The organism is Holzapfeliella sp. JNUCC 72 (assembly GCF_053668685.1).
In genome coordinates, this window is the sequence record NZ_CM132220.1 from 979,121 (window position 1) to 1,004,706 (window position 25,586).

The 25,586-nt window shown below is 34.2% G+C and carries 23 protein-coding genes and 2 tRNA genes; 10 read left to right on the forward strand and 15 right to left on the reverse strand.

The features are described from left to right. Positions 1–110 precede the first annotated feature (110 nt). The gene (gene trpS, locus JNUCC72_RS04860; protein ID WP_454143408.1) at positions 111–1,133 is read right to left on the reverse strand and encodes a tryptophan--tRNA ligase; all 1,023 of its coding nucleotides are present in this window, start codon (positions 1,131–1,133) and stop codon (positions 111–113) included. Between the two features lie 397 nt (positions 1,134–1,530). Between trpS and helD the strand changes: the two genes are divergently transcribed. After that, a complete protein-coding gene (helD, locus tag JNUCC72_RS04865; protein ID WP_454143410.1) occupies positions 1,531–3,798 on the forward strand; it encodes an RNA polymerase recycling motor HelD in 2,268 nt (755 codons plus the stop codon). Positions 3,799–3,819: 21 nt separating this feature from the next. Here the strand turns inward: helD and JNUCC72_RS04870 are convergent, their stop codons facing one another. The 5 genes from JNUCC72_RS04870 to JNUCC72_RS04890 form a co-directional block, all read right to left on the reverse strand. Then, positions 3,820–4,482, reverse strand: a complete 663-nt coding sequence (locus tag JNUCC72_RS04870; protein ID WP_454143412.1) for a CPBP family glutamic-type intramembrane protease — start codon at positions 4,480–4,482, stop codon at positions 3,820–3,822. An 87-nt stretch (positions 4,483–4,569) separates the two neighbouring features. Next, on the reverse strand, positions 4,570–5,094 hold the full coding sequence (locus tag JNUCC72_RS04875; RefSeq protein WP_454143414.1) for a hypothetical protein: 525 nt from the start codon (positions 5,092–5,094) through the stop codon (positions 4,570–4,572). Between the two features lie 67 nt (positions 5,095–5,161). Next, complete coding sequence (locus JNUCC72_RS04880) at positions 5,162–6,514, reverse strand: glycoside hydrolase family 32 protein (RefSeq protein ID WP_454143416.1); 1,353 nt, start codon at positions 6,512–6,514, stop codon at positions 5,162–5,164. Between the two features lie 109 nt (positions 6,515–6,623). Then, a tRNA-Thr gene (locus tag JNUCC72_RS04885) sits at positions 6,624–6,696 on the reverse strand. 59 nt (positions 6,697–6,755) lie between these two features. Continuing rightward, positions 6,756–6,827 (reverse strand) — tRNA-Gly (locus JNUCC72_RS04890). A 125-nt stretch (positions 6,828–6,952) separates the two neighbouring features. Here JNUCC72_RS04890 and JNUCC72_RS04895 point away from each other — a divergent pair. From JNUCC72_RS04895 to JNUCC72_RS04905, 3 genes are all read left to right on the forward strand, one after another. Further along, positions 6,953–7,612, forward strand: coding sequence for a metal-dependent transcriptional regulator (locus JNUCC72_RS04895; RefSeq protein WP_454143418.1), 660 nt, complete (start codon positions 6,953–6,955; stop codon positions 7,610–7,612). 120 nt (positions 7,613–7,732) lie between these two features. Further along, positions 7,733–9,232 (forward strand): phytoene desaturase family protein, encoded by a 1,500-nt coding sequence (locus JNUCC72_RS04900; RefSeq protein ID WP_454143420.1) that lies wholly within the window; start codon positions 7,733–7,735, stop codon positions 9,230–9,232. Continuing rightward, positions 9,225–10,082 carry a phytoene/squalene synthase family protein gene (locus JNUCC72_RS04905; RefSeq protein ID WP_454143422.1) on the forward strand — a complete coding sequence of 286 codons (858 nt, stop codon included), beginning with the start codon at positions 9,225–9,227 and terminating at the stop codon, positions 10,080–10,082. The genes JNUCC72_RS04900 and JNUCC72_RS04905 overlap by 8 nt, the downstream gene beginning before the upstream one ends. Positions 10,083–10,111: 29 nt before the next feature. Here JNUCC72_RS04905 and JNUCC72_RS04910 read toward each other — a convergent pair whose 3' ends face one another. From JNUCC72_RS04910 to tyrS, 3 genes are all read right to left on the reverse strand, one after another. Beyond that, a complete protein-coding gene (locus JNUCC72_RS04910) occupies positions 10,112–10,942 on the reverse strand; it encodes a DUF975 family protein (protein ID WP_454143424.1) in 831 nt (276 codons plus the stop codon). Positions 10,943–11,018: 76 nt separating this feature from the next. Then, positions 11,019–11,852, reverse strand: a complete 834-nt coding sequence (locus tag JNUCC72_RS04915) for a DUF975 family protein (RefSeq protein WP_454143426.1) — start codon at positions 11,850–11,852, stop codon at positions 11,019–11,021. A 13-nt stretch (positions 11,853–11,865) separates the two neighbouring features. After that, positions 11,866–13,128 (reverse strand): tyrosine--tRNA ligase, encoded by a 1,263-nt coding sequence (gene tyrS, locus JNUCC72_RS04920; protein ID WP_454143428.1) that lies wholly within the window; start codon positions 13,126–13,128, stop codon positions 11,866–11,868. A gap of 365 nt (positions 13,129–13,493) precedes the next feature. Here tyrS and JNUCC72_RS04925 point away from each other — a divergent pair, with 365 nt between their 5' ends. Next, positions 13,494–14,423 (forward strand): glycosyltransferase family 2 protein, encoded by a 930-nt coding sequence (locus JNUCC72_RS04925; protein ID WP_454143430.1) that lies wholly within the window; start codon positions 13,494–13,496, stop codon positions 14,421–14,423. A gap of 14 nt (positions 14,424–14,437) precedes the next feature. Here JNUCC72_RS04925 and JNUCC72_RS04930 read toward each other — a convergent pair whose 3' ends face one another. The 4 genes from JNUCC72_RS04930 to udk form a co-directional block, all read right to left on the reverse strand. After that, complete coding sequence (locus JNUCC72_RS04930) at positions 14,438–15,079, reverse strand: glycerol-3-phosphate acyltransferase (RefSeq protein ID WP_454143432.1); 642 nt, start codon at positions 15,077–15,079, stop codon at positions 14,438–14,440. Positions 15,080–15,133: 54 nt separating this feature from the next. Beyond that, on the reverse strand, positions 15,134–16,267 hold the full coding sequence (locus tag JNUCC72_RS04935; protein ID WP_454143434.1) for an LCP family glycopolymer transferase: 1,134 nt from the start codon (positions 16,265–16,267) through the stop codon (positions 15,134–15,136). A gap of 75 nt (positions 16,268–16,342) precedes the next feature. Beyond that, positions 16,343–16,951, reverse strand: coding sequence for a pyroglutamyl-peptidase I (pcp, locus tag JNUCC72_RS04940; protein ID WP_454143436.1), 609 nt, complete (start codon positions 16,949–16,951; stop codon positions 16,343–16,345). An 8-nt stretch (positions 16,952–16,959) separates the two neighbouring features. Next, a complete protein-coding gene (gene udk / locus JNUCC72_RS04945) occupies positions 16,960–17,595 on the reverse strand; it encodes a uridine kinase (protein WP_454143438.1) in 636 nt (211 codons plus the stop codon). 313 nt (positions 17,596–17,908) lie between these two features. Between udk and JNUCC72_RS04950 the strand changes: the two genes are divergently transcribed. From JNUCC72_RS04950 to JNUCC72_RS04970, 5 genes are all read left to right on the forward strand, one after another. Next, the gene (locus JNUCC72_RS04950; protein WP_454143440.1) at positions 17,909–18,964 is read left to right on the forward strand and encodes an AEC family transporter; all 1,056 of its coding nucleotides are present in this window, start codon (positions 17,909–17,911) and stop codon (positions 18,962–18,964) included. 17 nt (positions 18,965–18,981) lie between these two features. Continuing rightward, complete coding sequence (locus JNUCC72_RS04955) at positions 18,982–19,992, forward strand: NAD(P)-dependent oxidoreductase (RefSeq protein WP_454143442.1); 1,011 nt, start codon at positions 18,982–18,984, stop codon at positions 19,990–19,992. A gap of 245 nt (positions 19,993–20,237) precedes the next feature. Then, the gene (locus JNUCC72_RS04960) at positions 20,238–22,466 is read left to right on the forward strand and encodes a pectate lyase-like adhesive domain-containing protein (protein ID WP_454143444.1); all 2,229 of its coding nucleotides are present in this window, start codon (positions 20,238–20,240) and stop codon (positions 22,464–22,466) included. A 27-nt stretch (positions 22,467–22,493) separates the two neighbouring features. Then, positions 22,494–23,555, forward strand: coding sequence for a WxLIP family cell surface protein (locus JNUCC72_RS04965; protein WP_454143446.1), 1,062 nt, complete (start codon positions 22,494–22,496; stop codon positions 23,553–23,555). Further along, positions 23,539–24,285 carry a WxL domain-containing protein gene (locus JNUCC72_RS04970; protein ID WP_454143448.1) on the forward strand — a complete coding sequence of 249 codons (747 nt, stop codon included), beginning with the start codon at positions 23,539–23,541 and terminating at the stop codon, positions 24,283–24,285. Before JNUCC72_RS04965 ends, JNUCC72_RS04970 begins: the two co-directional genes overlap by 17 nt. 48 nt (positions 24,286–24,333) lie before the next feature. Here JNUCC72_RS04970 and JNUCC72_RS04975 read toward each other — a convergent pair whose 3' ends face one another. Next, positions 24,334–24,726 (reverse strand): hypothetical protein, encoded by a 393-nt coding sequence (locus JNUCC72_RS04975; protein ID WP_454143450.1) that lies wholly within the window; start codon positions 24,724–24,726, stop codon positions 24,334–24,336. A 96-nt stretch (positions 24,727–24,822) separates the two neighbouring features. Continuing rightward, positions 24,823–25,509 carry a 2,3-diphosphoglycerate-dependent phosphoglycerate mutase gene (locus tag JNUCC72_RS04980; RefSeq protein ID WP_454143452.1) on the reverse strand — a complete coding sequence of 229 codons (687 nt, stop codon included), beginning with the start codon at positions 25,507–25,509 and terminating at the stop codon, positions 24,823–24,825. Positions 25,510–25,586 lie beyond the last annotated feature (77 nt).

Below are 25,586 nucleotides of genomic sequence, written 5' to 3' on the forward strand. Positions count from 1 at the left end.
ATCCTTTCAAAACGAATTATAAACGACAATACCTAAAAAAGGCATCAACATCTTCAGTATAACAAAGATTATGACACCCTTTTTATCATTAATTTATGAAGTAGTCTATCTTATTTTGAAAAATAGTTGAACCCGATAGCTTCTCTAACTTCTTTAGCGGTTTGTTCAGCAATCGCATTCGCTTTTTTAGAACCTGCTTCAAGCATGTCATAAACTGCTTGTTTATCTTTTGCAAACTCTGCACGACGTTCACGAATTGGGGCTAATTCTTTTTCTAAAACTTCGTTTAGATAACGTTTGATTTTGACATCACCCAAGCCACCTTTTTGGTAGTCAGCTTTTAGTTGTGCGACCTTTTCTTTATCTGAATCAAAAATATCTAAGTAAGTAAAGACCATGTTACCTTCAACATGTCCAGGGTCTTCTACTCGAACGTGAGTTGGGTCAGTATACATTGACATTACTTTTTTAGTTAATTCTTCTTTTGAATCTGATAAGTAAATCGCATTACCCAATGATTTACTCATTTTGGCATTACCATCAAGGCCTGGCAAGCGACCTTGTCCTTTTGGTGGTAGAACTGCTTCAGGTTCAACCAAAGTATCAACGCCATAAGTGTGATTGAATGTACGCACGATTTCACGTGTTTGTTCAAGCATTGGCGCTTGATCGTCCCCAACTGGAACAGTTGTAGCTTTAAAAGCTGTAATATCTGCTGCTTGTGAAACAGGGTAGATTAAAAATCCAGCAGGTAGACTATCACCAAATCCTTTTTGTTTGATTTCAGCTTTAACTGTTGGATTACGTTCAAGACGAGCTACTGAAACTAAGTCTAAGTAATAAGCAGTTAATTCATGTAATGCCGGAATTTGTGATTGGACAAAAATTGTTGATTTTTTTGGATCTAATCCAGCAGCTAAATAGTCTAACGCAACCTCAATCAAACTATCTTTTATTTTTTGTGGATTACGGGCATTATCTGTTAATGCTTGGGTATCGGCAATCATAATATATGGCTCATATTCACCACTATTTTGCATTCTGACACGGTTTTTAAATGAACCAATATAATGTCCTAAATGCATTTTGCCTGTGGGACGATCTCCTGTTAATAAAACTTCTTTTTTAGTCATAAAATTTCCTCCTGATAATAAAAAAACCGCTATATATTAAAAATTAATATATAACGGGACGAATTTATACGCGGTGCCACCAGTTTTAAAGTTACTATGTAACTTTCACTCTCGTTAGTAAAGTTAACGACACTTTTCTAATGAACAACTTTAGTCCATTCAGATAATCTATTTTGCAGTCTCTCACCTTCACTGCTCGCTTTGAAAAAAGTCAATTATCGTACTACTCTAAACATTAGATGATTATTTATTAAGTTGTTAATATTGTAGCCACATCTTTTTAATTTGTCAAAATCTATTTAAAGATTCCCTAACTTACTATTTATTTAATTGTTAAATGGGTCTACAATATTATAGTCATTTTATTTGTACAAGTTTTTAAGAAATGGGTGATTTTTTGACACAAAATAATGAAAAACAACAAGAACAACAACGTGTTGACTTTGTCGTTAACGAAGTTGATACACAATTAAAAGATACTCAAGAACAATTGGAAATTGCTTTTAAAGAACGTCGAAAAGTCGAATCTTCTTACGGTGATACAGCTAAAGTTAATACAATCGAAGTCGATGACCAAATGGAAACGAACGCTGCGATTCAACAACAAAAACAACTTGTTGCTTTAACCGTTGAAAGTGAAACAATTCTTGAAAATAAAGAAAAAAGTTTAAATCTACTTAAAAACACACCTTACTTTGGTCGAATTGATATTGATGAAGATGGTGAAAAAGAGTCACTTTACATTGGGACTTCTTCTTTAATTGACGATGATGGTGAGTTTCTCGTTTATGATTGGCGAGCACCAATCTCATCACTTTATTACAACGGGACTTTAGGAAATGCCAGTTACCGTACACCAACAGGACATCTAGCTGATGTTGAATTATTGAAAAAACGCCAATTTAAAATTGAAAACGGCCAAATCACTAAAATGTTTGATACTAATGAAACAGTCGGTGACGAAATGTTACAGGATGTTTTAAATGAAAACAGTGACACACATCTTAAAAATATTGTTGCCTCTGTTCAGCATCAACAAAACAAGATTATTAGAGATACCTCTTCTGACGTTTTAGTCGTGCAAGGGGTTGCCGGAAGCGGAAAGACGTCTGCTATCTTACAACGGATTGCTTATTTACTTTATCATTCACGAAGCGAAATTAATGCCGACCAAATCATTTTATTCTCGCCTAACCACCTTTTCAGCCATTATATTTCTGAAGTTTTACCCAGCTTAGGTGAAAAAAATATGCGACAAGTCACCTTATCTGACTTCTTAATGAAACGTCATGAAGGATTTCGCATTGAATCGTTATTTGATCGTTTTGAACGTGATCAACATAAGTTCCCACAAGCTGCTAAAGAAATCAGACAATTCAAAGAAAGTCTTAACCTCTATCAAGCACTTCAAGATTATCTCAAACGCACACCTAGTGATACTTTGGCTTTCAATGATTTAACTTTAAATGGTGAAGTTGTCATTAGCCAACAAGAAATTCTAAAAATTTATCAACAAACGCCTCAAAAACTTGTTTTGAGTGAACGTTTTAGACAAACTAAAAACAACTTAATTGAACTTCTTAAAAAACGCGTAGTTGATCATGCAAAAAGTGATATCGTTGAAGAACAAGTTGAAAACTTATCTGATTCTGATTTTCACTACTATCATGAACAGTTCGTCAGTGATGATGAAACAATTGACGAAGAACGAGATATTTTGAATTATCAACTTGCCAAAGAAGATTATCAGCCATTATATGACGCAATTTACAATGACCTATTCATCGATAATTATCAGACCTACTTGCAATTCTTAAAGCAAGTTAACCTTCCTTCAGTATCAAAAGAAGCATTTAATGAAATGATTATTTCAGTTGATCAAGATATTGAAAACCACTTTTTAAGAGTAGATGATGCCATTGCTATTTTGTATTTGCGTGATTTATTAACAGGATCTGGTCAAAACTTTGCTATTAAGCATTTATTCATTGATGAAATGCAAGATTATTCACCACTATTCATGGCTTATATTCGTCACTGCTTCCCAAAAGCAAAACTAACACTTTTAGGCGATTATAAACAAAATATCTTTACTTCTTACGATCAAGATACAAATACCTATGATCAAATACCTGAAATCTTTAAAAACGAATCCAAAACGTACATTGAACTTAACACCAGCTATCGTTGTTCTAAGCAAATTACTGATTTTGCTAAGGAACTTCTCGATAAAAATGATCATATTGAGTCATTTAGTCGGCAAGGTCCCGCTCCAAAAACTCACTTCTTAACTCAAAACGCACATGACATGACGCAATACGTCTCGCTAATTAATCGCCAACTTGAAAAGTATCCGATGGTTGCGATTATTACCAAAACTCAAAATCAAGCCGAAGCACTTTATCAAAAACTTAAAGCTCGAATTGATGTCAATCTACTGACTCAAGAAAGCCGTAGCCTTAAAAAAGGGCTCTGTATCTTACCTATTTATTTAGCTAAAGGACTTGAGTTTGACAGTGTCATTGTGGATAATGTTTCAAAAGAAAATTATCCACAACAAGGTGATCGCGAGATTTTATACACTATCGCCAGTCGTGCAATGCATGAGTTGAACTTAGTTGTTCCGACACAACTACCCACATTTTTAGATAAACAAAAAGCTTAGCAAAAATTTGCTAAGCTTTTTTTAAAATAAAATAATTGTCATAATGGCATTAACTGCGAGTAAATAAACAGAGATACTCACGCGATATGTCCTTAAATAAACAAATGAGATAACCATTCCTATCAACCAATGTAATGTAAACAAAACAAATGACTGTGAAAAGTTTAAGATAGAAAAGATTAAGCCTGACATTACTAAACCTAATAGTGTATCAATTAACGTATTACGCTTAAAAAAGTAATTAAAGAAAAAGCCATTTACGATAAATCCTTGTAAAATTGACATCAATATTCCCTTAAAAACGATACTTGACCAAAATAAAGTTGTCGTAGCATTAGCTAAGTAAAAACTTTGAGGAGAAGTTAAGGCTAGATGCCCACTATATTGTTGAAATGATACATATAATCTAATCAAAGCAATAATCGCCGTTGCAATCACAATTAACTTAATATGAACAGACCAAGAATCATACTCTCGCTTGAAAAAACGACGCTCTTCTAAAACAAACTGTCTTAAATAGAAGTAGCAAGACAAACCGAATATAACAATTAGACCAATGGTCCAAAACAAATGATTCGTACCATGTTCTATTGCTTGAGATTGAAAGAATAAATAAATGAAATAAATGATTAAATAAATAAAATAACGAGTTAAGTTTCCGATTTTTGAATTTGGGGTGTTCATTTTTAGCAACCTTTCGAAAAAAACTACCGCTATTATATCAAAGTTTCATCCTTTACCCTATAAAAAAAAGCTAGAAAAGTCTAGCTTTTATCCAGCTGCGTAGCCAGTATCGATATTTTGGTTTTCGATTGGATCATAATAGTAAAGATGTCCATTAGCACGCATTTGGTATTTTCCAACAACAGGAGCAGTATTTGGATCAGCACCATTGTTTTTCATATTTGCAGATTGGTGATTTTCAAGTACTTGATAAGTTGTAATTTCGTTAGCTCCGGCAGAAGGTTGGTAAATGTAATCGTCAATTGTATAGTTTGATTGTGCAATATGACGGTTCTTCATATCTTGTAAAATTAAGTTATAAATTTGTTTGTCAATTTCTTTTAAACTTGAGCTTGATGCCTGTGCTTGTTTTTCTGATTGACTTGATTGACTTTCACTACTTGAACTTGAAGAAGTTGAAGATTGTGAACTTTGTTCACTGCTTTGTGAGCTTGATGTTTGTTGTGATGATGTTGATACAGAATCAGAGCTTGAGTTGTTACCTGAACAACCTGTTAGCAACAATGCTACTAAAGCTAGGAATCCTGCAACTTTAATATTTCTTTTTAGCATAAAATAGCCTCCTATAAGGTAAATTGTGAGTTAATAGCCTTTAAAATGCAACTGTATTTAGAAAATCCTAAGAATTTGCGTAATAGCTATAAGCTACCTCAAACTCTCCTTTGGTTAGTGTTATTATATCACTTTGTTGGCCAAAGTAGTGCCCTGACATCACATATTCACCATTATTAATAAAGACTTCAATGGTTGAATAATCTAAGTAGATAGCCACTTGATTAATACTTTTAACCTTCAATCTTCTCACTTCATCTTTTGTCGCTTTTGTCCAGCCAGATCTTCTTAAAGTTAAGACACCTGACTCATAAGATAAGTTCAAGTGATTAAACAGATCTAATTCAAATTCAGAGTCAGGGTTAAAAGATAATTTCATCGCTTTTGAATTGACTGTTTGTGTTTTTGAAAAAGTGACTTGCTTTTCGAACTGATTATCAAGCGCTTTTATCGGTGCTTGATAGAGATGTTGACCTTTGAGTGTCAACTCTCTTGGTAAGGTTAAATTATGAACCCAATTGTCTTGAATTGACGGAATTTGTTGTTCTTTTTCAGTTGGCATCATACCCATCCAACCATATTGAATGATTGACCCATCATGACTAAAACTTTGAGGTGCATAATATTCAAATCCATAATCAAGTTCTTCAAATTCAGACTTAACCTCAAATTTTGCTGTCTCATAGTTAAAGCGACCCACAAAATACCCACTATGGTAATTATTTTGGAAACGATAACGCTCATTTTCAATTCCTTGTGGTGAAAAGACTAAAACATCTTGTTCATCAAATGGAATCAAATCTGGACATTCATACATAAAGCCTAGATTTTCATGATTATCTTCAAAAATAGAGCCTGTGAATTCCCAATTCAATAAATCATCTGATTGGTAATGAATAATATCACCTTGAGCAGTTTCTTCAAGTTGAGCCCCAATCACCATATGCCATTTTTGGTCTTTTCCTAACCAAACTTTAGGGTCTCTCACATGAAAGATATGATAACCTTTAGAATTTTCAAATAGAGGTCCTTGTTTTTCAAAATTGCGACCATCTTTTGATGTTGCTAGACATTGATAAGCTTCAAGTTCTTCACCGTTTTCAATGATAACCCCTGTATAGAATAGATAAAGCTGGTTATCGTGTACAACAGCTGAACCTGAAAAAATACCACCACTATCGTAATTATTTTCACCAGGACGTAATGCAACATCTTGTCTTTCAAAATGAACTAAATCTTTAGAAGTCACATGTCCCCAAGCTTTAACTGAATGGTCTGTTTTTTCTTCGTTTAGTTGATAAAAAACATGGTATTCCCCATTAAAATAGCAAAGTCCGTTAGGATCGTTTAATAATCCTTGCTTTGGATAAATATGGTATCTTAGATAATTTTGATGCGTTTCATTCTCAAATAAATTCAAAATGACTGCCTCCGATCGTTTAGTCGTAATCAGTTATTATTTTACCTGAATCCTTTAGATATGCAAAATAAAAAAAGCCGCCTTCAATAATGAAGACGACCTTTAATGAAGCCACTTGCCGGATTTGAACCGGCGACCCCCACCTTACCATGGTGATGCTCTACCTGCTGAGCTAAAGTGGCAAATAACTACAACAAATAATATACACAATCATACCGATGATTGTCAATAGATTTTGTGAAGCGGTCAACGGAGCTCGAATCCGCAACCTTCTGCTTGGGAAGCAGATGCTCTACCATTGAGCTATGGCCGCATAAATATTTCTATTCTCTTTATACGCCTTTTTTGGTACAATTTCAACTTGTAACACCCTTATATTTAGGGTTAATGAATTCGTTTAATTTCTGTTATACTAGGGTCAAAGGATTGGTGAAAAACATGAACTTATCAGCCAACAAAGAAAATTATTTAAAAACAATTTTTGATTTAAGCTACGATAGAAAAAAAATAACAAACAAAAATATTGCAGATGTCTTACAAGTTAGCGCGCCTTCTGTAACAGAAATGATGCGCTCGCTTCAAAATGATGGGTTAGTGACACACACACCCTACAACCAAATTGCTTTGACTGAAAGTGGTCAAAAACTAGCAACAAAAATGGTTAGAAGACATCGTATTTGGGAATCGTTTTTAAGTCAAAAACTAGGATATGGTATCGAGGAATTACACGATGCTGCTGATACGCTTGAACATGCAACAGATGACTTGTTAATTTCTCGCCTTAATCAGTTTTTAGGTGAACCTGAACGCTGCCCGCATGGAGGCATCATTCCTGATAATTCACCACTAGCATTTGATGAAGATGAAAAGATTTTGCGTGAAGTCGAAGAAAACAAAACAGTTACAATTACAAGAGTTATTGATAATCACGACTTTTTGATGTATTTTGATAGTCTCAATCTTAAAATTGGTGACAAACTAACAATTTTAGGCCACCAGCCATTTGACGGTACTATTAATGTTAGCGATACTCACGGCCGATTTTTAAACATCAGCCCAAAATCCGCTGACTACATCTTTGTAAAAATTAACGACTAAAATAAAAAACATAATCTCGAATTATGAGGTTATGTTTTTTAATAGCTTTTTTTTGGTATTTTGTGAAAAATTATCTATAATAAATACAACGTATTCTGCTTAAATTTTAGGAGGACTTTTATGAAAAAAGTTATTATTGTAGGTAGCGGTATTGGTGGACTATCTGCTGCTATTTATTTACAAAACGCGGGTTATCAAGTAGAAATCTACGAAAAGAACAGCCAAGTGGGCGGCAAAATGGCTCGATTTGAAAAAGATGGCTTCAAATTTGATGTTGGTCCAACCATCGTGATGATGCCACACATTTATCAACAAGTTTTTCATGATACAGGTGTTAACCCTGACGACTACTTTACAATGTCACGTCTTGAACCTTTTATGGATGTCTTCGTGAATGACCATGACAAAACTTACCTAACGTCTGACTTAACTAAACTTGCATCCCAATATGAGTCTGTATCACCAAGTGAGTTCTCTGGTTTTTTAAGTTATCTCAATGATATTTATAAACGTTATCTAGTTGCTAAAGATCAGTTCATTCAACGATCATTTCGTAAACCAATTGATTTTTGGAATCCCAAAACACTCTATAATGCATTAAAACTTAAAACTTTTGGTTCATCATATGGTTCGTTAAAAAAATATCTTAAGGATGAAGATTTGGTCAAATTAATGGCTTTTCAAACACTGTATATTGGTGTTTCTCCCTACAATGGCCCTTCTATTTATAACATCATCCCAATGATTGAACTAATTTATGGTGTTTGGTTCATTGATGGTGGCATGTATCAATATGCAAGAGCCCTTGAAAAACGATTTACAGAGTTAGGAGGAAAAATTCACCTTAACACTCAAGTAGATCAAGTTACTTTTAATGGCAAAACGGCTTCTGGTATCAAGATTGCGGGCAAACAAATACCTGCTGATGGTGTTATCGTTAACGCTGATTTCCCCTATGCCATGAATCATTTGATTCAAGATTCAACACTTAAAAAACGCAAATATCAACAAGATAAAATTGATAAGTTAGAATATGGGACTTCATGTTTCTTATTATATTTAGGTACAGATAAAAAATATGATCAACTTAACTTACATAATTTAAAGATGGCTAATGACTTCACAAAAAACATCAAAGAGTTAGAGCAGTCTGGTTTGCCCACAGATCCATCTTATTATCTATACATGCCTTCTAAGTTAGATCGTAGTTTCACACCTGACGATAAAGGCGAATCAATTTATATTTTGGTCCCAGTTCCTAACTTGAAACTTTACGATAACTGGAACGACGAAACTATTGCCACATTTAGAGAACAAATTTTAAATAAAGTTTCTGAATTACCTGGTATGGCAGATTTACAATCTCATATTGTCAGTGAAACAATTTATACACCTGATGATTTCAAAAACAAATTTAATGCTGCTAATGGCGCCACTTTTGGTTTGAAACCGACATTACTACAAAGTAATTATTTCAGACCCCACAATAAATACCCTTACGCTGAACATCTCTATTTTGCTGGTTCTAGTGTTCATCCAGGGGCTGGTGTTCCGATTGTTATTACGAGTGGTCAGTTAGCTGCAAATGAACTTAAGAAAGATATTGAACCTAATGACTAAAGATTTAAATGCGCATTTCAAACAACATCAAAATCTATTTGAAGATTCTATTAAAGTGACTAAAAAGCACTCATCTTCATTTTATTTTGCATTCAAGCCACTAGCCATTGCAAAACGTAACAGTATTTATGCCCTCTACCATTTTTTACGTCTGCTAGATGACAGTGTTGATTATCAAGAGTCTGACAACTTTCAACAATTAAAATTGCAATGGCAACAATTCAAAGAAGGTCAATTATCCACAACTCAAGCACCCTGGCCAGCTTTGAAATTAGTTTTCCAAAACTTTAACATTGATTACCGCTGGATTGACGACATGATTGTAGGACAAAATAAAGACTTCAATAAAACTCCCATCACAACATCTAAAGATTTAGATGATTATTGCTATGATGTGGCAGGTACTGTGGGTTTAATGCTGATGCCAATTTTAAATGATAACCAACCTTTCAACCATCAAGCTGCTATTGACGTGGGTAAAGCGATGCAACTAACCAATATCTTGCGTGACATCAAGGAAGATGCCTTGGCGGGCAAAGTCTACCTGCCAAAGTCACAGCTTGATTACTATCAAGTCAACTTAGTCGATCTCAAAGCAACCACTGCATCAGATGATCTTGTACAACTCATTAAAGAAAAAACAACTGAAGCTCTAAATTACTATCAAAAAGTCGATTTATTGCTCGCTGATATTTCTGATTCAAAAAGCCATTTAGGATTGAAGTTAGCAGTTGAATTCTACAAAGGTATTTTACTTGAAATCATCAAAAAAGATTATCAAGTACTCAAATCTAGAACTTATGTTTCAGATGCTAAAAAAGTAGCTTTACTTGCGCAACTTAGAAAATAAAAAAACTTACTGCCAAGCAGTAAGTTTTTTTATTTTGATTTAATTTGTTCATAAAACCCAGCATAACTCATTTCGATGTAAACATTTGAAAAAATCAATCCAGAAATCCCCAATGTTAATCTATTAAGTAAACTCCAGAAAATAAATGATGCTTGTAACATTAAATACTCTTTGATATTTTCTTTTTTAGTCATTAAAGCAAAGCTTTGTGTAAAAGCAGAAGAAAAACTTTCACCCTTACCATAACTATCTAATAAGAGATAAGTAATTTGACTAGTAAAGTTTTGACAGATAATAGCCACCATTAAGATAAACAACGAAAAAACAAGTAACAAGATGCTAACGATAATAACAACGATCGTATTATGATTAGCTGCTAAGAGAATAGGGACAAAAATAAATCCTGCTATTAAAATAAATCCTAGCGTTAATACTGTTCCTAGCACCGTCAGATACAACGCATTTAATATCAACACGAAGATTGCTGGCACCCATCTATTTTTACCAAAAATATAAAAAGTATCTTTAATCCCTGACTGTTTGTCGCGAGTCGTTTTTCGATAATCAATTAAAAGGACCATCCTAACGCTCATAATTAGCAAGGTGAAAATAGTTGTAAATAATAAGTTACTCATCATATCGCCATCACCTGATTCAGTCGCGCGTATAACAGATTCAGTTGTTAGTGTATTATTCGCAATTTCGTTGATGATTCTTTGGATTAATTGTGCGATTTGACTAACAGTTCCAATTGACTGAAATACAATAAGTAATGATGAAACTAATGTCAAAGCAAAATAATAACCTCTATTCTCTGTGATTATATCTCGTGCTTTTTGCTTGATTTCAATACGATTCATAAGTGTTAATTCCTCCATTTAATAAATTTGATTATGTCATAATCATCATCTTGATTCAAATAAAAAAGCATCGGGATTACCCGACACTTTCTTTTTCTTTCATGTAATCATAAAACCCAACATAAGTCATTCTGATATAGGCATCTAACCAAGCTAGCCTTAAAATACCAAAGCAACAAAAATCTAAAATATTCCACCCAATAAATGATAAATTAAGCCAAATATAAGGCGTTAAATTCCTGGAAATCATTTTCAAACTTTGCGCTAATGCTAATGCAAAGCTTGCTTTATTTTGATTCATTAAATCATAATAGACCAGATAAACCTGACTAATAAACAAATCAAGTATATTTTTGATCACCCAAAAAACAAGCGCACCTACGATTGTGGCCAAAAAGTTAGTGGTTGAATCTAGACTATTAAATAACGCAATGAATAGTGTTGACCACGCTGCGATTAATCCGGCAATACCGGCTGTAATCATTTTTGTTATCAAAACCAGAACACTTAAGATTGTGTATGGGAAAAAACGATTATGACTAAACAACGCAAAACTATCTTTTATTCCTGAAGCATCGTCACTCACTTCTTCTTTTCGATACCACTCTAAAAACTTGATATCCATTCCCCGATTAAGCCAACTAACTAATAAGAGCCCAGGTGAACCTAAAAAAGCAATGCCAAAGAAGTACATCACAATATTAAATGAATTTATACTATCACTCACGTAATAATAATACGTGCTAGCCTGCATAATTTGAGAAAGCATCATTATTAAAAATATTGTCGCAACAAAGCGAGTAATAATAAATCCAATATTACCTAAAGCTGTCAGGCTAATATAGTAAGGTTGGTGTCTAGACAAAAGCTGCTTTGCCTTTGCCTTAATCATATAATAGTGATTATCCATGAACTATTCTTCCTTATTGAACGTGAACTAATGTGTATTTTTTCTTACCTTTACGTACAATAACAAATTTTCCATCAAAATGCGATGTTGGGTCAACTTCGAAGTCTAATTCTTGTTGACGTTCACCATTGATGTAAATAGCACCATTTTTGACATCTTCACGTGCTTGACGACGAGAAGGCTCGATTTTTGTATCGTCTACTAGGAAGTCCAAGATATTACGTTTTTCTTTTGAAATAGTTGCTTCAGGCATATTTTTGAATCCTTGTTCAATTTCTGAAACAGTTAAGTCTTGAATGTTACCAGAAAATAGCGCTTGAGAAATATTTTCAGCTTCTTTAACAGCTTCTTCACTGTGAACGAAAGCGGTCACTTCTTGAGCCAAACGACGTTGTGCTTCACGTTTTTCAGGAGCTGTTTTGATTTTTTCTGCTAATTCATCAATTTCTTCATGGCTTAGGAAAGTAAAGTATTTCAAGTATTTCACAACATCACGGTCATCTTGGTTTAACCAGAATTGGTAGAATTCATAAGGTGTTGTCTTTTCAGGATCTAACCAAACTGCACCACCTGCGGTTTTACCAAACTTAGTGCCATCAGCTTTTAACATCAATGGAATAGTTAAACCATAAGCCTTAGCTTCACTACCTTCAACACGACGAATTAAATCAGTCCCACTCGTAATGTTACCCCATTGATCAGCACCACCAATTTGTAACTGCACATTGTGATCTTGGTAAAGTTTCAAGAAATCGATTGATTGTAGAATTTGGTAAGTAAATTCTGTGTATGAAATACCAACTTCTAAACGACTCGCAACTACTTCTTTATTCAACATCGTTTTGACGTTAAATAACTTACCATAATCTCTTAAAAATCCTAGTAGTGAGATTTCTGATAACCAATCATAGTTATTCACAATTTGGAAGTTTTCAGTTCCAAATAAATCAACCATTTGTTGAGTTAAAGCTTGTTCGTTGTGTTTAACTTGTTCTTGTGTTTGCAATTGACGTTCTGAATTACGACCTGATGGATCACCGATTGAGCCTGTTCCTCCACCAATCAAAATAACTGGTTTGTGTCCGGCTTCTTGGAAACGTTTTAAAATCATAAATGGAATTAAGTGTCCGATATGAAGTGAATCACCTGTTGGATCAACTCCACAGTAAACTTTAATTTTCTTTTCTTCGGTTAGTTTTGCAAGACCTTCTTCATCAGTTTGTTGATTAACGGCTCCACGCCATTCTAAGTCTTCAATAATATTAAAGTCTGTCATAATTTGAACTTCCTCCTAATTTTTTCAATAAAAAAAGCCCCTAGCTAAATAGCTAGGGACGATAATTGTTAATTTAATCGTGGTACCACCCAAAATTCAGAGCACACAAAATGCTCCCTCTTAAGATTGATAACGGAATTCATCCGAAGCTATTAGTCATTAGCGGGTATTTCGACAACCCTTAGCCTGCCCGGTTTCCACCAACCACCGGTTCTCTGTAACGCTGAGCTAAGTTGCTACTTATTGCCATGAATAACTTATATACAGAATAGCCAAGGTTTTAAATTTTGTCAACATTAAAAATTTTCGGTAAGAATTCAATCTAATTTATGATATTATTAAAACTGCAAAAAGGAGATATTAAAATGAATGAGAAATTATCGCTTATCTTGCCCTGCTACAATGAGCAAGAAAATGTCCCTCTGATTTACGATGCCTTGAGTCAGTTACTTGAAACATTGCCTTATGACTATGAATTACTTTACATTAACGATGGTTCAAGTGATCAGACTCAACAAGAAATAGATAAAGTTTATCAAAAAGATCCTGAACATGTTCATTTTGTTAACTTTTCTCGTAACTTTGGTAAAGAAGCTGCTATCTATGCTGGTCTTCAAAGCGCTACTGGCGACTATGTTGGATTGATGGATGTTGACTTCCAAGATCCACCAGAAATGATTCCTACAATGATGAAAGCTATCAAAGAAGAAGGCTATGACATGGTTGGTGCACGTCGAACATCACGTGACGGGGAGCCAAAAATTCGTAGTTTCTTCGCAAGACTATTCTACAAAATTATTAACAAGATTTCTGAAACTGAAATTGTTGATGGCGCACGTGACTTTAGAATTATGACAAGGCAAATGGTCGATGCACTGCTTGAATTAAGCGAATATAATCGCTTTTCAAAAGGCATGTTTAGTTGGGTTGGATTCAAGACAAAGTATCTTCCCTACAAAAACAGAGATCGTATGGCTGGCACAACTAGTTGGTCATTTAGACAACTTCTAAAATACTCAATGGATGGCATTATTTCATTTTCTGAGTTTCCACTGACACTATTAAGTTGGATTGGTGGCTTATCATTTATTGCATCAAGTATCGCACTACTCGTTATTATTTTCCGCGCAGTATTCTTTGGCAATCCAACACCTGGATGGCCTTCAATGATTGTGGTACTTTTATTAATCGGCAGTATTTTAACCTTGTCATTAGGAATTATTGGTAAATACGTCGGCAAAATCTTTTTAGAGGTTAAGAATCGACCAATTTACATCATAAAAGAAAAAAAATAAGCGTAGGATTACGCTTATTTTTTTTGATATTTTTGTTTAACCGATTTTAAAACGTCAACCTCTTTAGCACGACCATGAATAATATCTTGAATATCTGACCAAAAGCGATTGTACATCAAGGCTGATAAAATTGCCATTAAGATAAAAGCTTCGAAGTTATGGTTCACAATAAAAGAGACAATTGTAATTCCTGTGATCGCAAACAATGGCGGGATTGTCAAATTCTTTGTGATAATCATAATAACCAAAGCCACTAACAGTACTGGAATGGCAACTTGCCAATTATACAAAATCGCGACAATTCCCGTTACAGCAACTCCTTTTCCACCTTTAAAGTTTTGCCAAAATGGGAAGTTATGGGCAACAACTAATCCAATACCAGCATATAAAGTTGTTAACGGTTGCGGGATTTCTGGGAAAAGATACCATGATAAAACAATCGCAATCACTGTTTTTAAAACATCCCCAAGTGAAACTAAAAATCCCGCTTGTTTTCCAAGAACAGCACCTACATTAGCAGTTCCTGCATTTTTGGAACCAAATTCAGTTGGTTTTTTATCAGTATACAGCTTTGAAACAAAAAATGCTGTGACAAAATTTCCAAATACAAATCCAATAAATAAAATTGTTAACTTTAAATCCATGTGACTAAACATTTTAATCCCCTTAATAATTTTCATTCTTAAAACAAAAAAGCAGGAAAAAACCTGCTAATTTGACCCATTCCAAAGTAAATTGTCGTTATTTTTAGAATAAAGGTAGTAAGTTTGATCAGTTGTATAATCCTCAAATGAGAAAGTTGTGTTCAACTGATTTTGTCGTGTTTCATTATTTTCGATTTTTTCGGTTGGTAGACTCAATTCTTTTCTCAACTTATCAGAAACACGTTGTAACTCGCTTGTAGCCATTACTTGATAAGATGCACCACCAATGTAAGCATTCATACCGTGTAAATAATCAGATTCGATTTGGCTAGCCGATGAACGATAATGCATAAAAATTGAGACCATATCGTCAAAGGTAACATTCGTTCGAATATTTTGGGAAACAGAATTCAAAATTGATTGGAAGTTTTGGAGTGAATTAAACGAAATCGCATTCTTCAAAATTGCCTCAATCACTTGTCTTTGGCGTTTTTGTCTACCATAATCCCCTTCAGGATCCTCATACCTCATTCTCGAATAGTCAAGTGCACCATGACCGGTTAGATGCATTTTACCTTTTTTAAAGTTCGTCCAACCATAACTAAAGTCAAATGGAACATCAACATCAACACCGCCGACGGCATCAATCACTTGCTCAAGTCCACCCATATTGATAGTCATATAATAATTAAGCGGAATATTCAACAACTCTGAAGCACTTGAAAGTGCCATATCTGCACCACCTATGTTATAAGCGGCGTTAATTTTTTGAATGTTAAAATTCTTACTTGAAACCATTTCTGCCATCGTATCACGTGGAATGCTGGTTAAGGTTATTTTTTGTGTTTTGGGGTTAACAGTTGCTACCATAATTGTATCACTATTCCCGTTCAACTCTTCACGACCTTCAGCCCCAGTATCCGTTCCTAATAATAGTATAGAGAAAGACTTTTCACCATTAAACGCATCTGTTGTTCTGGGATTTTCAATATCTTTACTAGTCGGTTGATAAGATTGATTAATCGCTGATTTTGACTGTGCATATAAATACCACACGTACATCCCTGAAGACACAATTGCCAACGCAAAAAGCGCCAAAATAAAGCGACGAATTCGTTTATTTCGGCGCTTTTTTTGATTCATTTTGCGTAAATGATTCGTTTGTGAACGTGTTAAAAATTCATTATTACGGTCATTCATAGGGGAAAGAACCTCAAATCTTTTTGAAAATAATATAACATAGTAACAAAATAAGTAAACTGATATCGACTTATTTTAACTTTTTATTATAGTCTTAATAGCTGATTCAATCGCTTTTGTCATCAAATCAAGCGATAATGAGGGTAGATTTTGGCCGCTTTGAACAACTTCTTCAGGTAAGTAAGGCAAATGTATAAAGCCAGACTGAACGATTTTTTCTTGATTCTTTGCCCAATAAAGACCCTCATACATCACATGATTGCAGACATATGTTCCTGCAGTATTCGAAATGCTTGCAGGAATATTAATTGATTGAATAGCATCAACAATAGCATTAATTGGTAGTGTGGCAAAATAACCATCATCACCATCTGCTCGAATCAATTCTTGATTTGGCTTTTGATTGTCGTTATCGGGTAGACGTGCATCATCAATATTAATGGCAACTCGTTCGACCGTAACTTGCGAACGACCACCTGCTTCTCCCATTGAAATGACAACATCTGGTTGAAATCGATTTAAAAAAGTCATTAACTCATCAGTGGCCTTTTTAAATACTGTTGGCAATAATAGCTTTTCGATTTTACTATTTTTGATTTGAGAAGGTAGCTTTTTTAAAACTTCAGCTGATGCATTAATCGTATTTTTACCGAACGGTTCAAAAGCTGTCACCAAAATTTTCATAATTTATCCTATAACTTTCCTTCGCGAGATAAAATACTGCGAACTTTCGTTTTGATTAAATCAATCGCTACAAAGTTTTCGCCACCTTCTGGCACGATTAAATCTGAATAGCGTTTTGTAGGTTCAATAAACTGGTGGTACATTGGCTTCACTGCAGAAAGATACTGATCAATCACTGAGTCAAGTGTACGACCACGTTCTTGCATATCACGTTTGATTCGACGAATAATACGGATGTCATCATCTGTATCAACATAAATCTTGATATCCATCAAATCACGTAATCTTGGGTCATCTAAAATCAAAATACCTTCTAATATAATAACTTCTTTTGGTTCTTGAAGAATGGTTTCATCACTTCTTGTATGAGAAACGTAATCATAAACAGGCTTTTCGACTGACTCATAGTTCATTAATCGTTTTAAGTGGTCGATTAATAAGTCTGTGTCAAAAGCTAATGGATGATCATAATTAATATTCATACGCTCTTCAAAAGGCATGTGGCCTTGATCTTTATAATAAGAATCCTGTTCTAACATTGTAATCGCATGATCTGAAAAACTATCATAAATCGCACGACTAACGCTTGTTTTACCGCTACCTGATCCACCGGTAACACCAATAAGTATGGGTTTTTTCTTCATTTCGACAACCTTCTCAATTAAATTTCGTTTTAAACGCTTGTTACCAACAAACTGACAACAAGCGTAGATTAAAAACCATTTTTATAATTATAACATAAAATTTTTGAGAGTTTAATTTGAAAAGTGGTAGGAACCACTTTTTTAAATGGACCGCTAAAATGCAGACCAAAAATGTGATTTAACTTAAAAAACAGCCCAAAAACGCACTTTTTTAACTGTTTTAGCAAATAATTAACGACAATTGAAGTTTGAGGTTGCTATAATACCGCTTGTCATTGACGACTACAAAAATTTATTGGAGGCTATTTTCACAATGTGGAAATCTTTATCTGAAACGTTAACTAACATGAATGTTATTAGCGCGGTTTCATCAACTATCTTTATTATTATGCTTGGATTTTTCTTGCGCCGAAAGAATATTCTGACAGATCAAGTCGGTAAAACATTATCAAAAGTTGTTTTGACCGTTGCTTTACCGGCATTAGCTTTTAACTCTTTTATGCAAAATATCGATGGCAAAACACTTAGCCAAGGTATGAACGTCTTAATTTGGGGAATTGTAATCTACATATTATTAATTCTTGCATCCCCATTGCTTTACAAAAAACTTCCTAAAGACAAAGAAGAAGTTTTAGCTGTTTTGACCACTTTTGGTTCAACAACTTTCTTCGGTATTCCAATTGTTGGAGCCGTTTGGGGTGCTAAAGGTGTCATGTATAGTTCAATTTTCAATATTGGTTACCGCATTTTCCTTTATTCATATGCCTACATCAAATTATCAGGCTTAAAACTAGAAATGAAAAATATTAAACAGATGTTTTTAAATCCAGTTGTTATTGCGACATTCCTTGGATTGTTTCTATGGCTAGCTCAAGATTTAGTCCCTCACGTTTCTGTTTTACAAAGTTCAACTAAGCAAACTGTAGACGTTGCTTTTTATCGAATTGATTTAACTGCTCCTTGGATTTACAAACCGCTAACTTACTTAGCAAACCTAGCTTCACCACTAGCATGGCTTGCAATTGGGATTACCTTAGGTTCAATTCCATTCAAAAAAGCTGCCAGTGATAAGTTATCTTGGTACTACTCATTCAACAAAGTTGTTTTAGTTCCCCTATTTAACTTAGCTTTACTAGCATTGCTAACACTTACCCACATCTTACCTGTGGATAACGTGGCACTTGCAACAGTGATTGTGATGATGGCAACACCAACTGCTACAGTTGCTGCAGCTTATGCCATTGGTTTTGACCGTGATGCTTTGCTAACATCAAATGCTTCACTTATTTCAACTTTTAGTGCCGTTATTGCAATTCCAATTTGGATTGTAATTTTAAACTTAATTGCCCAAACCCCTATTTTTAACTAGAAAGCAGGATTTTTGAGATGACTTTTAGAATTGGTTGTTATGGTGTTCATTCTTATGAAGCCCCTTACTTTGAAAATTTAAATAAATATCATTACGATTTAAAATTATTACCGGAGTTTTTAACTCACGATAATATTGATTTAATTGAAGATTGCGATGCGGTGTTACTTCGTGGAAATTGTATTGCTGATCGCCAAAACTTAGCAAAAATGGCAGAATACGGCATCAAATTGGTATTCACAAGAACAGTTGGATTTGATCATATTGACTTAGATGCTGCTGCAGAATTTGGCATGAAAGTCACACGTGTTCCAGGATACTCACCTCGCTCTGTTGCTGAACTTGCCTTTACACAAGCGATGATGCTTTTCCGTCATACAGCTTTAGCAACAAATCGTACATCTCAAAAACAGTTTAAAGTAACACCTGATTTCTTTAGTCCAGAAATTCATGAAAGTACAGTTGGAATTATTGGAATGGGTAATATTGGTTATGCTGAAGCGAAAATGTGGAAAGCACTTGGCGCACGTGTATTAGCTTACGACTTGAGTGTGAAAGAATTCTCACTTGATACGGTTGAAAAATTCGTTAGTCTTGATGAACTTGCACAAGAATGTGATATTATTTCAATCCATGCCCCTTATGTTCGTGGTAAAAACGAAAAAATGTTCAGTCGTGAAATTATCAACCAAATGAAGCCAACTGGTATTTTGGTTAATACTGCTCGTGGTGAATTAGTCGATCATGATGCTGTTATTGACGCTTTAAAAGAAAATCGCTTAGGTGGATTTGCTGCAGATGTGTTAGTTGATGAAAGCCAAGTATTTGGTCACAACTTTGATCCTTCTGAGAAGTTACCTAACGAAACCATTACAGAATTAACTAATTTATACCCTAAAGCTATTATCACACCTCACATGGGTTCTTTAACAAAACCTGCTCTTGAAGGTATGATTACAACAAGTTATGAAAATTTCCATTTAGCTTTAACTGAAAATAGCTATCCAAATGAGGTTCTGAAAAAATAAATGAATAAAAAGAGCGGAAACTTTAATAAGTTTCTGCTCTTTTTATTCATTTAACTTTAATTAATTAATTAACTATTAAGTAAATAATTTTTTTGAAGCTAAATATTAAGAGGTACAGTAAACTAAATATGCAGATACTTCATAATATTGATATATCTGACTAAAACATGCTCAAAATAAGTTCTTTTTTTTGTTTAAAATTTCTTTTAGATTTAAAATTGTCTTTGAAAAGGGAGGCAGTTAATTTGAAAAGACATCATTGCTTAAACTTACTAATTGTTACGATTTTATTAAGCTTTATTTGTTTATTCTGTACTCAATCTTTTAAAGCTAATAATCGAAACAACAATGAACTTATTGTATTTGCAAATGATGATAGTGGAACTGATGTATCAAACTGGTCTCAACTGAATAATGCACTATTGAACAAAGACGTTACAACGATTAATGTCAAAGCTGACATCGTAAATAATGAGCTCAGTTTTTACCTTAACCGATATATACCTCAACGATCAATAAAGATAAATGGCAATAATCATTACATTGACTTTAGGGGCATCAGTTTTTATAACGGTAACGCTGTACAAAAAAATACGACTGTTCAAATTGATATTAATAACCTAAAAATGTATGGTCAAAATTACTATGGCCCTTTTACATACTCCGGTGCAACCTCTTCTAAATCAGCAACAAATAGACCGTTCGGGGATGGCTATATACGCTATAAAGACTCATCTTATGAAGGTGCACAATTAACTGCTTCCTATACGTATGATATTATCTTCGCTGGTACTGTTTCAAATAAATCAGCAGCTAATTCCTACGTCTCTCCTGCAGATAATGCAACTTATCGAACCCAAGGTATTCCACAAGTTAATATTGAAGGAACAAATATTATCTTTGAACCAAACGCAAATTATATCGGTAGTACCGAAGGGGCTGGTGTTTTTGTTTTGAGAAATAATGGTGGTATTTCTTTAGGTGAAAATAGCAATGTTAGTTTGTCTACTTTTAATAATAGCGGTAGTGGAGAAAATGATGACTCTGTTTTAACACTAGATGGTGGTATTTCCTGCGGAAAAGGGGCAAAACTTTCAATTAACACTAGAAAAGATCGACCGCAATCTGCTATTAATATCAAAGGTAATTTATCACTAGACAATGCTTCTCAGCTGAATGTTATTGTGGATGATCAGTTCAATACAACTGGTCAGTCAACCAACGTTGCAGTTATTAACATCCCATCATCTTCGTTGAAAATATCACAATCTGCTACTTTAGCTATTACAGGTAATATTAAACGATCTGGACTATCAAAGTACCTGACAGTAGGAATCATTAACCAAACAGGTAATAGTCAGTTAGAGGTCAATCAGGATGGTAACTTGTTAATTGATTTAAAAGGAAGCAGTAAATACTTATCAGTCTTTAAATCCCCTTCCTCAAGCTCAATTTCTCTTAACAGTGCTAAATTAGTTGATATTAATTTAAATAACATTGCAGCAGATAATACCGTTAATTTATTTGAAATAAGTGGTAATTTTTCTGCAAAACTTCAAAAAATAAGTGCTTGGAATTCAACAAATACAAAAAATCCCAATTACATTTGGGACTCCGTGTACTCCTTAAATGTTAACTATACTAATTCAGGATCTACTGCTGTTGCACAATCCAATAGCCAAACAACTATTGATAGTCTCAAAAATAATTATCAAACTCAAAATTTCGGACATTTACGGTTTGAGGGATATCCTGACATTTCAATTGACCTTGATTTTTTAACTGATTTACAAACAATATCAAATAGCTATACCTTACAGGGACAAACTGAGCCTAACGCTTTAGTAACTTTTTCGGGTGATCGAGCTATTCCAAACGGTTCGTTAAGCTCTTATAACTTAGCTGATAAATCCACAAAATATCATACAGTAGCTGATGCTAATGGATTTTTCAGTTTTCAATTACCAAAAAACAACTACTTCACAGCTGGAAATATTGTTAAAGCTACCGCCTTTTCAAAGTCTAGTGGAAAAACTGTTAGTACGACGCAAAAAGTTTTAACAAAAACCGAACTTCCAAAGGATTCTGATTTTCTACAAATTGTATCTGCCTCAAACATTAATTTTGGTAACTTTGTAATTCGAAGTCAAAAGCAAAGATTGTTTTCAATAGAAAATCAAGCCATTGTAATTCAAGGAATAAAAACTCGACGCACACCTTGGCAACTCAATTTCAAAATTTCTCCCCTAAAAACAGCTAACCAAGAAATATTACCAAGTCAATATTTTTTTGGTGACACCATATTAAACACAGATAGTGCAATAACAGTTTATAATGAGCAGACTATCGAAGCTAAGCTATATTCAGTTACATTTACACCTTCAAAAGGACTCAATTTAAATGTTGATTTGAATCAGGTGAATGCTGAACAATACTCTAGCCAAGCAACGTGGTCTGTCGTCATTGGTCCCTAACTTAATTCTTAGAAAGAAGTATTTTTTATGAAAACTATTCAAGCTAAATTTTATTATTTACTATTTGTGGCGGTATTTCTGATGAGTTTTCTTAGTATTACTCATAATAATCAGACCGTTTTTGCTACATCCCAAATCCCTTTCCAACTGCAAGCCATTCACCCTGATAATCAGCTGAATGCTAACGACTATGATGATTTGCTGATTACACCTAACACTTCTCAAGACTTATCTTTTGTTGTTCAAAACTCTGATAATTCTGCTCGTACATTCGTTGTTGAAGCTAATAATGCAACAACATCAGATGGTATTGCTGTTACTTATGATGAACACGAACGTAATAACCTCTTGAGCCCTATGTTTAGTGATTTAATAGCCAATCGTAAACAAAAAATAACAGTACCTGCTAATACGTCACAAACTGTTACTTTTAACCTAAAATATCCCTCTCAACAATTTGATGGCGTTATTTTAGGAGGTATCACAGTTTATTTAGACGATTCAGATACTCAAAATAAACAATCAGATAATGGTAGCTTTGCTATCACCAACCGCTTTACTTATTCAAATGCCGTTCAATTGCGTACATCTAAAGAAATAACGGCTGTCCCAAAACTAATAGCAAACAAAGCTGAAATGACAACTTCAAATGCTTATCCCTACGTAAAAGTCAACTTGAGTAATTCTGCAAGAGCAATCATTAAACAGATGAGTACTGAAAACACAATTCAAGATTCTTCTGGCAAAATTGTTGAAAGTTATAAAACAACCAACGGTCAAGTTGCACCAAATAGCGATTTCAATTTAGCAATTCCTCTTACAAATGGCGCATTACCCGCCGGAAAATATCACGCAATTGGAACTGCTACTTCTGGTAATCAATCGTGGACTTGGAATCAAGAATTTGAAGTTACAAACGACAACTCCAAAAGCGTTGATCATGAGTCTGTCATCAAGCCTAAAGTTAACTATTGGCTATACTTGTCACTATTATTGTTATTACTGATTATCGTATTGATTATCGTAATTATTTTCTTAATTATTAAAAATAGAAAAAAAGAGGATAAAAATAATGAAAAAATCAACTAAACTTCTAACTTTATTAAGCACCAGCGCATTACTTGGATTAGCTTTAACAACAACCGTACATGCCGCAGAAGAACCCGCAACACCTACAGCAAAAACTGGAGCTAACTCAACTGCTACGGTAGGATTCAATGAAAATAAAGAGACACCAAGTATCGTTAACCCTAAAAATCCATCAAAACCTGTTGATCCGAACACACCCGCAAACCCTGATGATCCTAAAAACCCAGGTACAGGTGCTCCAGGGCCATTAAGTATTGACTATGTTTCAAACTTCGATTTTGGTACTAAAACAATTTCAAATAAAGATGAAACATATAAATTATCCGATAAAGCTGGCAAAGCAGAGCAGACACCTTTTATTCAAGTAACTGATAATAGAGGTAAACAAACTGGGTGGAATCTGACAGCTAAAATCACTGATTTTGTTGCCACAGATGGTAGTAGTCAAGCTTTAAAAGGTGCTAAGTTAACTATTGGCTCTAGAGCTTCAACAGCCACTGCTGCATATGGAAACAAAAATACAGCGCCAACTATCAAGACACCTTTCGAATTTTCTGACACTAACCAAGCTCAAAGTATTATGAGCGCTACTTCTGGTACTGGTGCAGGTACTTGGCTTGATTTAATCGATCCAGATGCAACAACAATCTTTATCCCAGCTGGTAATGCTAATGCTACAGCTTACAATGCAACTATCAGTTGGAATATTGCTAATGGTCCTCAAAACTAATTGCAAAATAAAAAACCTTGAAAATAAATTCAAGGTTTTTTTATTACACTATTTTAATTGGTTTACAACTGACTGTGGCACTTGTGATTTTTCGACTAGCGTTGTGTTATTCACACGTGTTTTTGATAGCTCACCTTTCACATACTGACCAACAGCATATGGAACATTATCTTTATTAATGCTTCTAACTGAAAATTCAGTATCTTGTTTTGTCCCATTTTCAAATACAAAAGTTTCTTTGTAATTATAGCTATAAATTTGTTTATTATTACTATCGGCTACTAATTGACCGTTACTATCTTTTTCTGCTTCAACTGTTGGCGCTTGTTTAACGATAGCATAAGCATCTTGGCTCTTATACGTATCACTGTAATACTTAAATGAAAATCCCCCAACTAATACAATAGCAACTAACACAATAATTCCAATAATTTTTTTCATTATCCTTTTCCTTTCAAATAAAAAACTCTTGATTATCTTACGATATCAAGAGTTTTTTGTCAGGTTAAACCTTACAATTTAAATAATTATTTAAAATTAAAGTTTAACTTTGTTTGTAATTTTTAGGTCTTTGTCTAAGTCGTAAACAACTGGTTGACCTGTAGCCATTTCAACATCCATGATGTCTTCATCTGAAATGTCTTCAATGTATTTTGTTAAAGCACGTAGTGAGTTACCGTGAGCTGCAACAATAACGTTTTTACCTGCACGTAGGTCTTTAGCAATGTGGTCTTCCCAGAAAGGAATAGCACGTTCTAAAGTCACTTTCAAGTTTTCTCCACCAGGAATAGTACGTGGGTCAAGGTCAGCGTAACGACGGTCGTTTGCTGCTGAACCTTCATCATCTGCACTCAATAGTGGAGGTAATGTATCGTATGAACGACGCCAGATGTGAACTTGGTCTTCACCGTATTTGTCAGCTGTTTCTTTTTTGTCCATACCTTGTAACGCACCGTAGTGACGTTCGTTTAGGCGCCATGATTTAACTTCTGGTACCCAAAGTTGACCTGATTCTTCTAGTGCAAAGTGTAAAGTTTTGATAGCACGAGTTAAAACTGATGTGTAAGCTTGATCGAATTCGATACCTGCTTCTTTAAGTTTACGTCCTGCTGCTTTAGCTTCTTCAACACCTTGTTCTGATAGGTTAACATCTTCCCAACCAGTAAATAGGTTTTTTAGGTTCCATTCACTTTGTCCGTGACGGATAAATACTAATTTTGCCATGATTGATTTCTCCTTCGCATTTGTGTTATTACATCTTTATTTTACACTGAAAGCGCTTAGATTTCAAAAGTTACTGG

What these genes read in the sequence shown, in the direction of transcription:
- pcp (WP_454143436.1), bottom strand. Translation starts at nt 16,951, where the DNA reads ATGAAAATTTTGGTGACAGCTTTTGAACCGTTCGGTAAAAATACGATT.
- JNUCC72_RS04930 (WP_454143432.1), bottom strand. Translation starts at nt 15,079, where the DNA reads ATGTTTAGTCACATGGATTTAAAGTTAACAATTTTATTTATTGGATTT.
- JNUCC72_RS04970 (WP_454143448.1), top strand. Translation starts at nt 23,539, where the DNA reads ATGAAAAAATCAACTAAACTTCTAACTTTATTAAGCACCAGCGCATTA.
- udk (WP_454143438.1), bottom strand. Translation starts at nt 17,595, where the DNA reads ATGAAGAAAAAACCCATACTTATTGGTGTTACCGGTGGATCAGGTAGC.
- JNUCC72_RS04910 (WP_454143424.1), bottom strand. Translation starts at nt 10,942, where the DNA reads ATGAATCGTATTGAAATCAAGCAAAAAGCACGAGATATAATCACAGAG.
- JNUCC72_RS04935 (WP_454143434.1), bottom strand. Translation starts at nt 16,267, where the DNA reads ATGAATGACCGTAATAATGAATTTTTAACACGTTCACAAACGAATCAT.
- JNUCC72_RS04925 (WP_454143430.1), top strand. Translation starts at nt 13,494, where the DNA reads ATGAATGAGAAATTATCGCTTATCTTGCCCTGCTACAATGAGCAAGAA.
- trpS (WP_454143408.1), bottom strand. Translation starts at nt 1,133, where the DNA reads ATGACTAAAAAAGAAGTTTTATTAACAGGAGATCGTCCCACAGGCAAA.
- JNUCC72_RS04915 (WP_454143426.1), bottom strand. Translation starts at nt 11,852, where the DNA reads ATGGATAATCACTATTATATGATTAAGGCAAAGGCAAAGCAGCTTTTG.
- JNUCC72_RS04895 (WP_454143418.1), top strand. Translation starts at nt 6,953, where the DNA reads ATGAACTTATCAGCCAACAAAGAAAATTATTTAAAAACAATTTTTGAT.
- JNUCC72_RS04870 (WP_454143412.1), bottom strand. Translation starts at nt 4,482, where the DNA reads ATGAACACCCCAAATTCAAAAATCGGAAACTTAACTCGTTATTTTATT.
- JNUCC72_RS04975 (WP_454143450.1), bottom strand. Translation starts at nt 24,726, where the DNA reads ATGAAAAAAATTATTGGAATTATTGTGTTAGTTGCTATTGTATTAGTT.
- JNUCC72_RS04900 (WP_454143420.1), top strand. Translation starts at nt 7,733, where the DNA reads ATGAAAAAAGTTATTATTGTAGGTAGCGGTATTGGTGGACTATCTGCT.
- JNUCC72_RS04905 (WP_454143422.1), top strand. Translation starts at nt 9,225, where the DNA reads ATGACTAAAGATTTAAATGCGCATTTCAAACAACATCAAAATCTATTT.
- JNUCC72_RS04980 (WP_454143452.1), bottom strand. Translation starts at nt 25,509, where the DNA reads ATGGCAAAATTAGTATTTATCCGTCACGGACAAAGTGAATGGAACCTA.
- JNUCC72_RS04950 (WP_454143440.1), top strand. Translation starts at nt 17,909, where the DNA reads ATGTGGAAATCTTTATCTGAAACGTTAACTAACATGAATGTTATTAGC.
- tyrS (WP_454143428.1), bottom strand. Translation starts at nt 13,128, where the DNA reads ATGACAGACTTTAATATTATTGAAGACTTAGAATGGCGTGGAGCCGTT.
- JNUCC72_RS04955 (WP_454143442.1), top strand. Translation starts at nt 18,982, where the DNA reads ATGACTTTTAGAATTGGTTGTTATGGTGTTCATTCTTATGAAGCCCCT.
- JNUCC72_RS04875 (WP_454143414.1), bottom strand. Translation starts at nt 5,094, where the DNA reads ATGCTAAAAAGAAATATTAAAGTTGCAGGATTCCTAGCTTTAGTAGCA.
- JNUCC72_RS04965 (WP_454143446.1), top strand. Translation starts at nt 22,494, where the DNA reads ATGAAAACTATTCAAGCTAAATTTTATTATTTACTATTTGTGGCGGTA.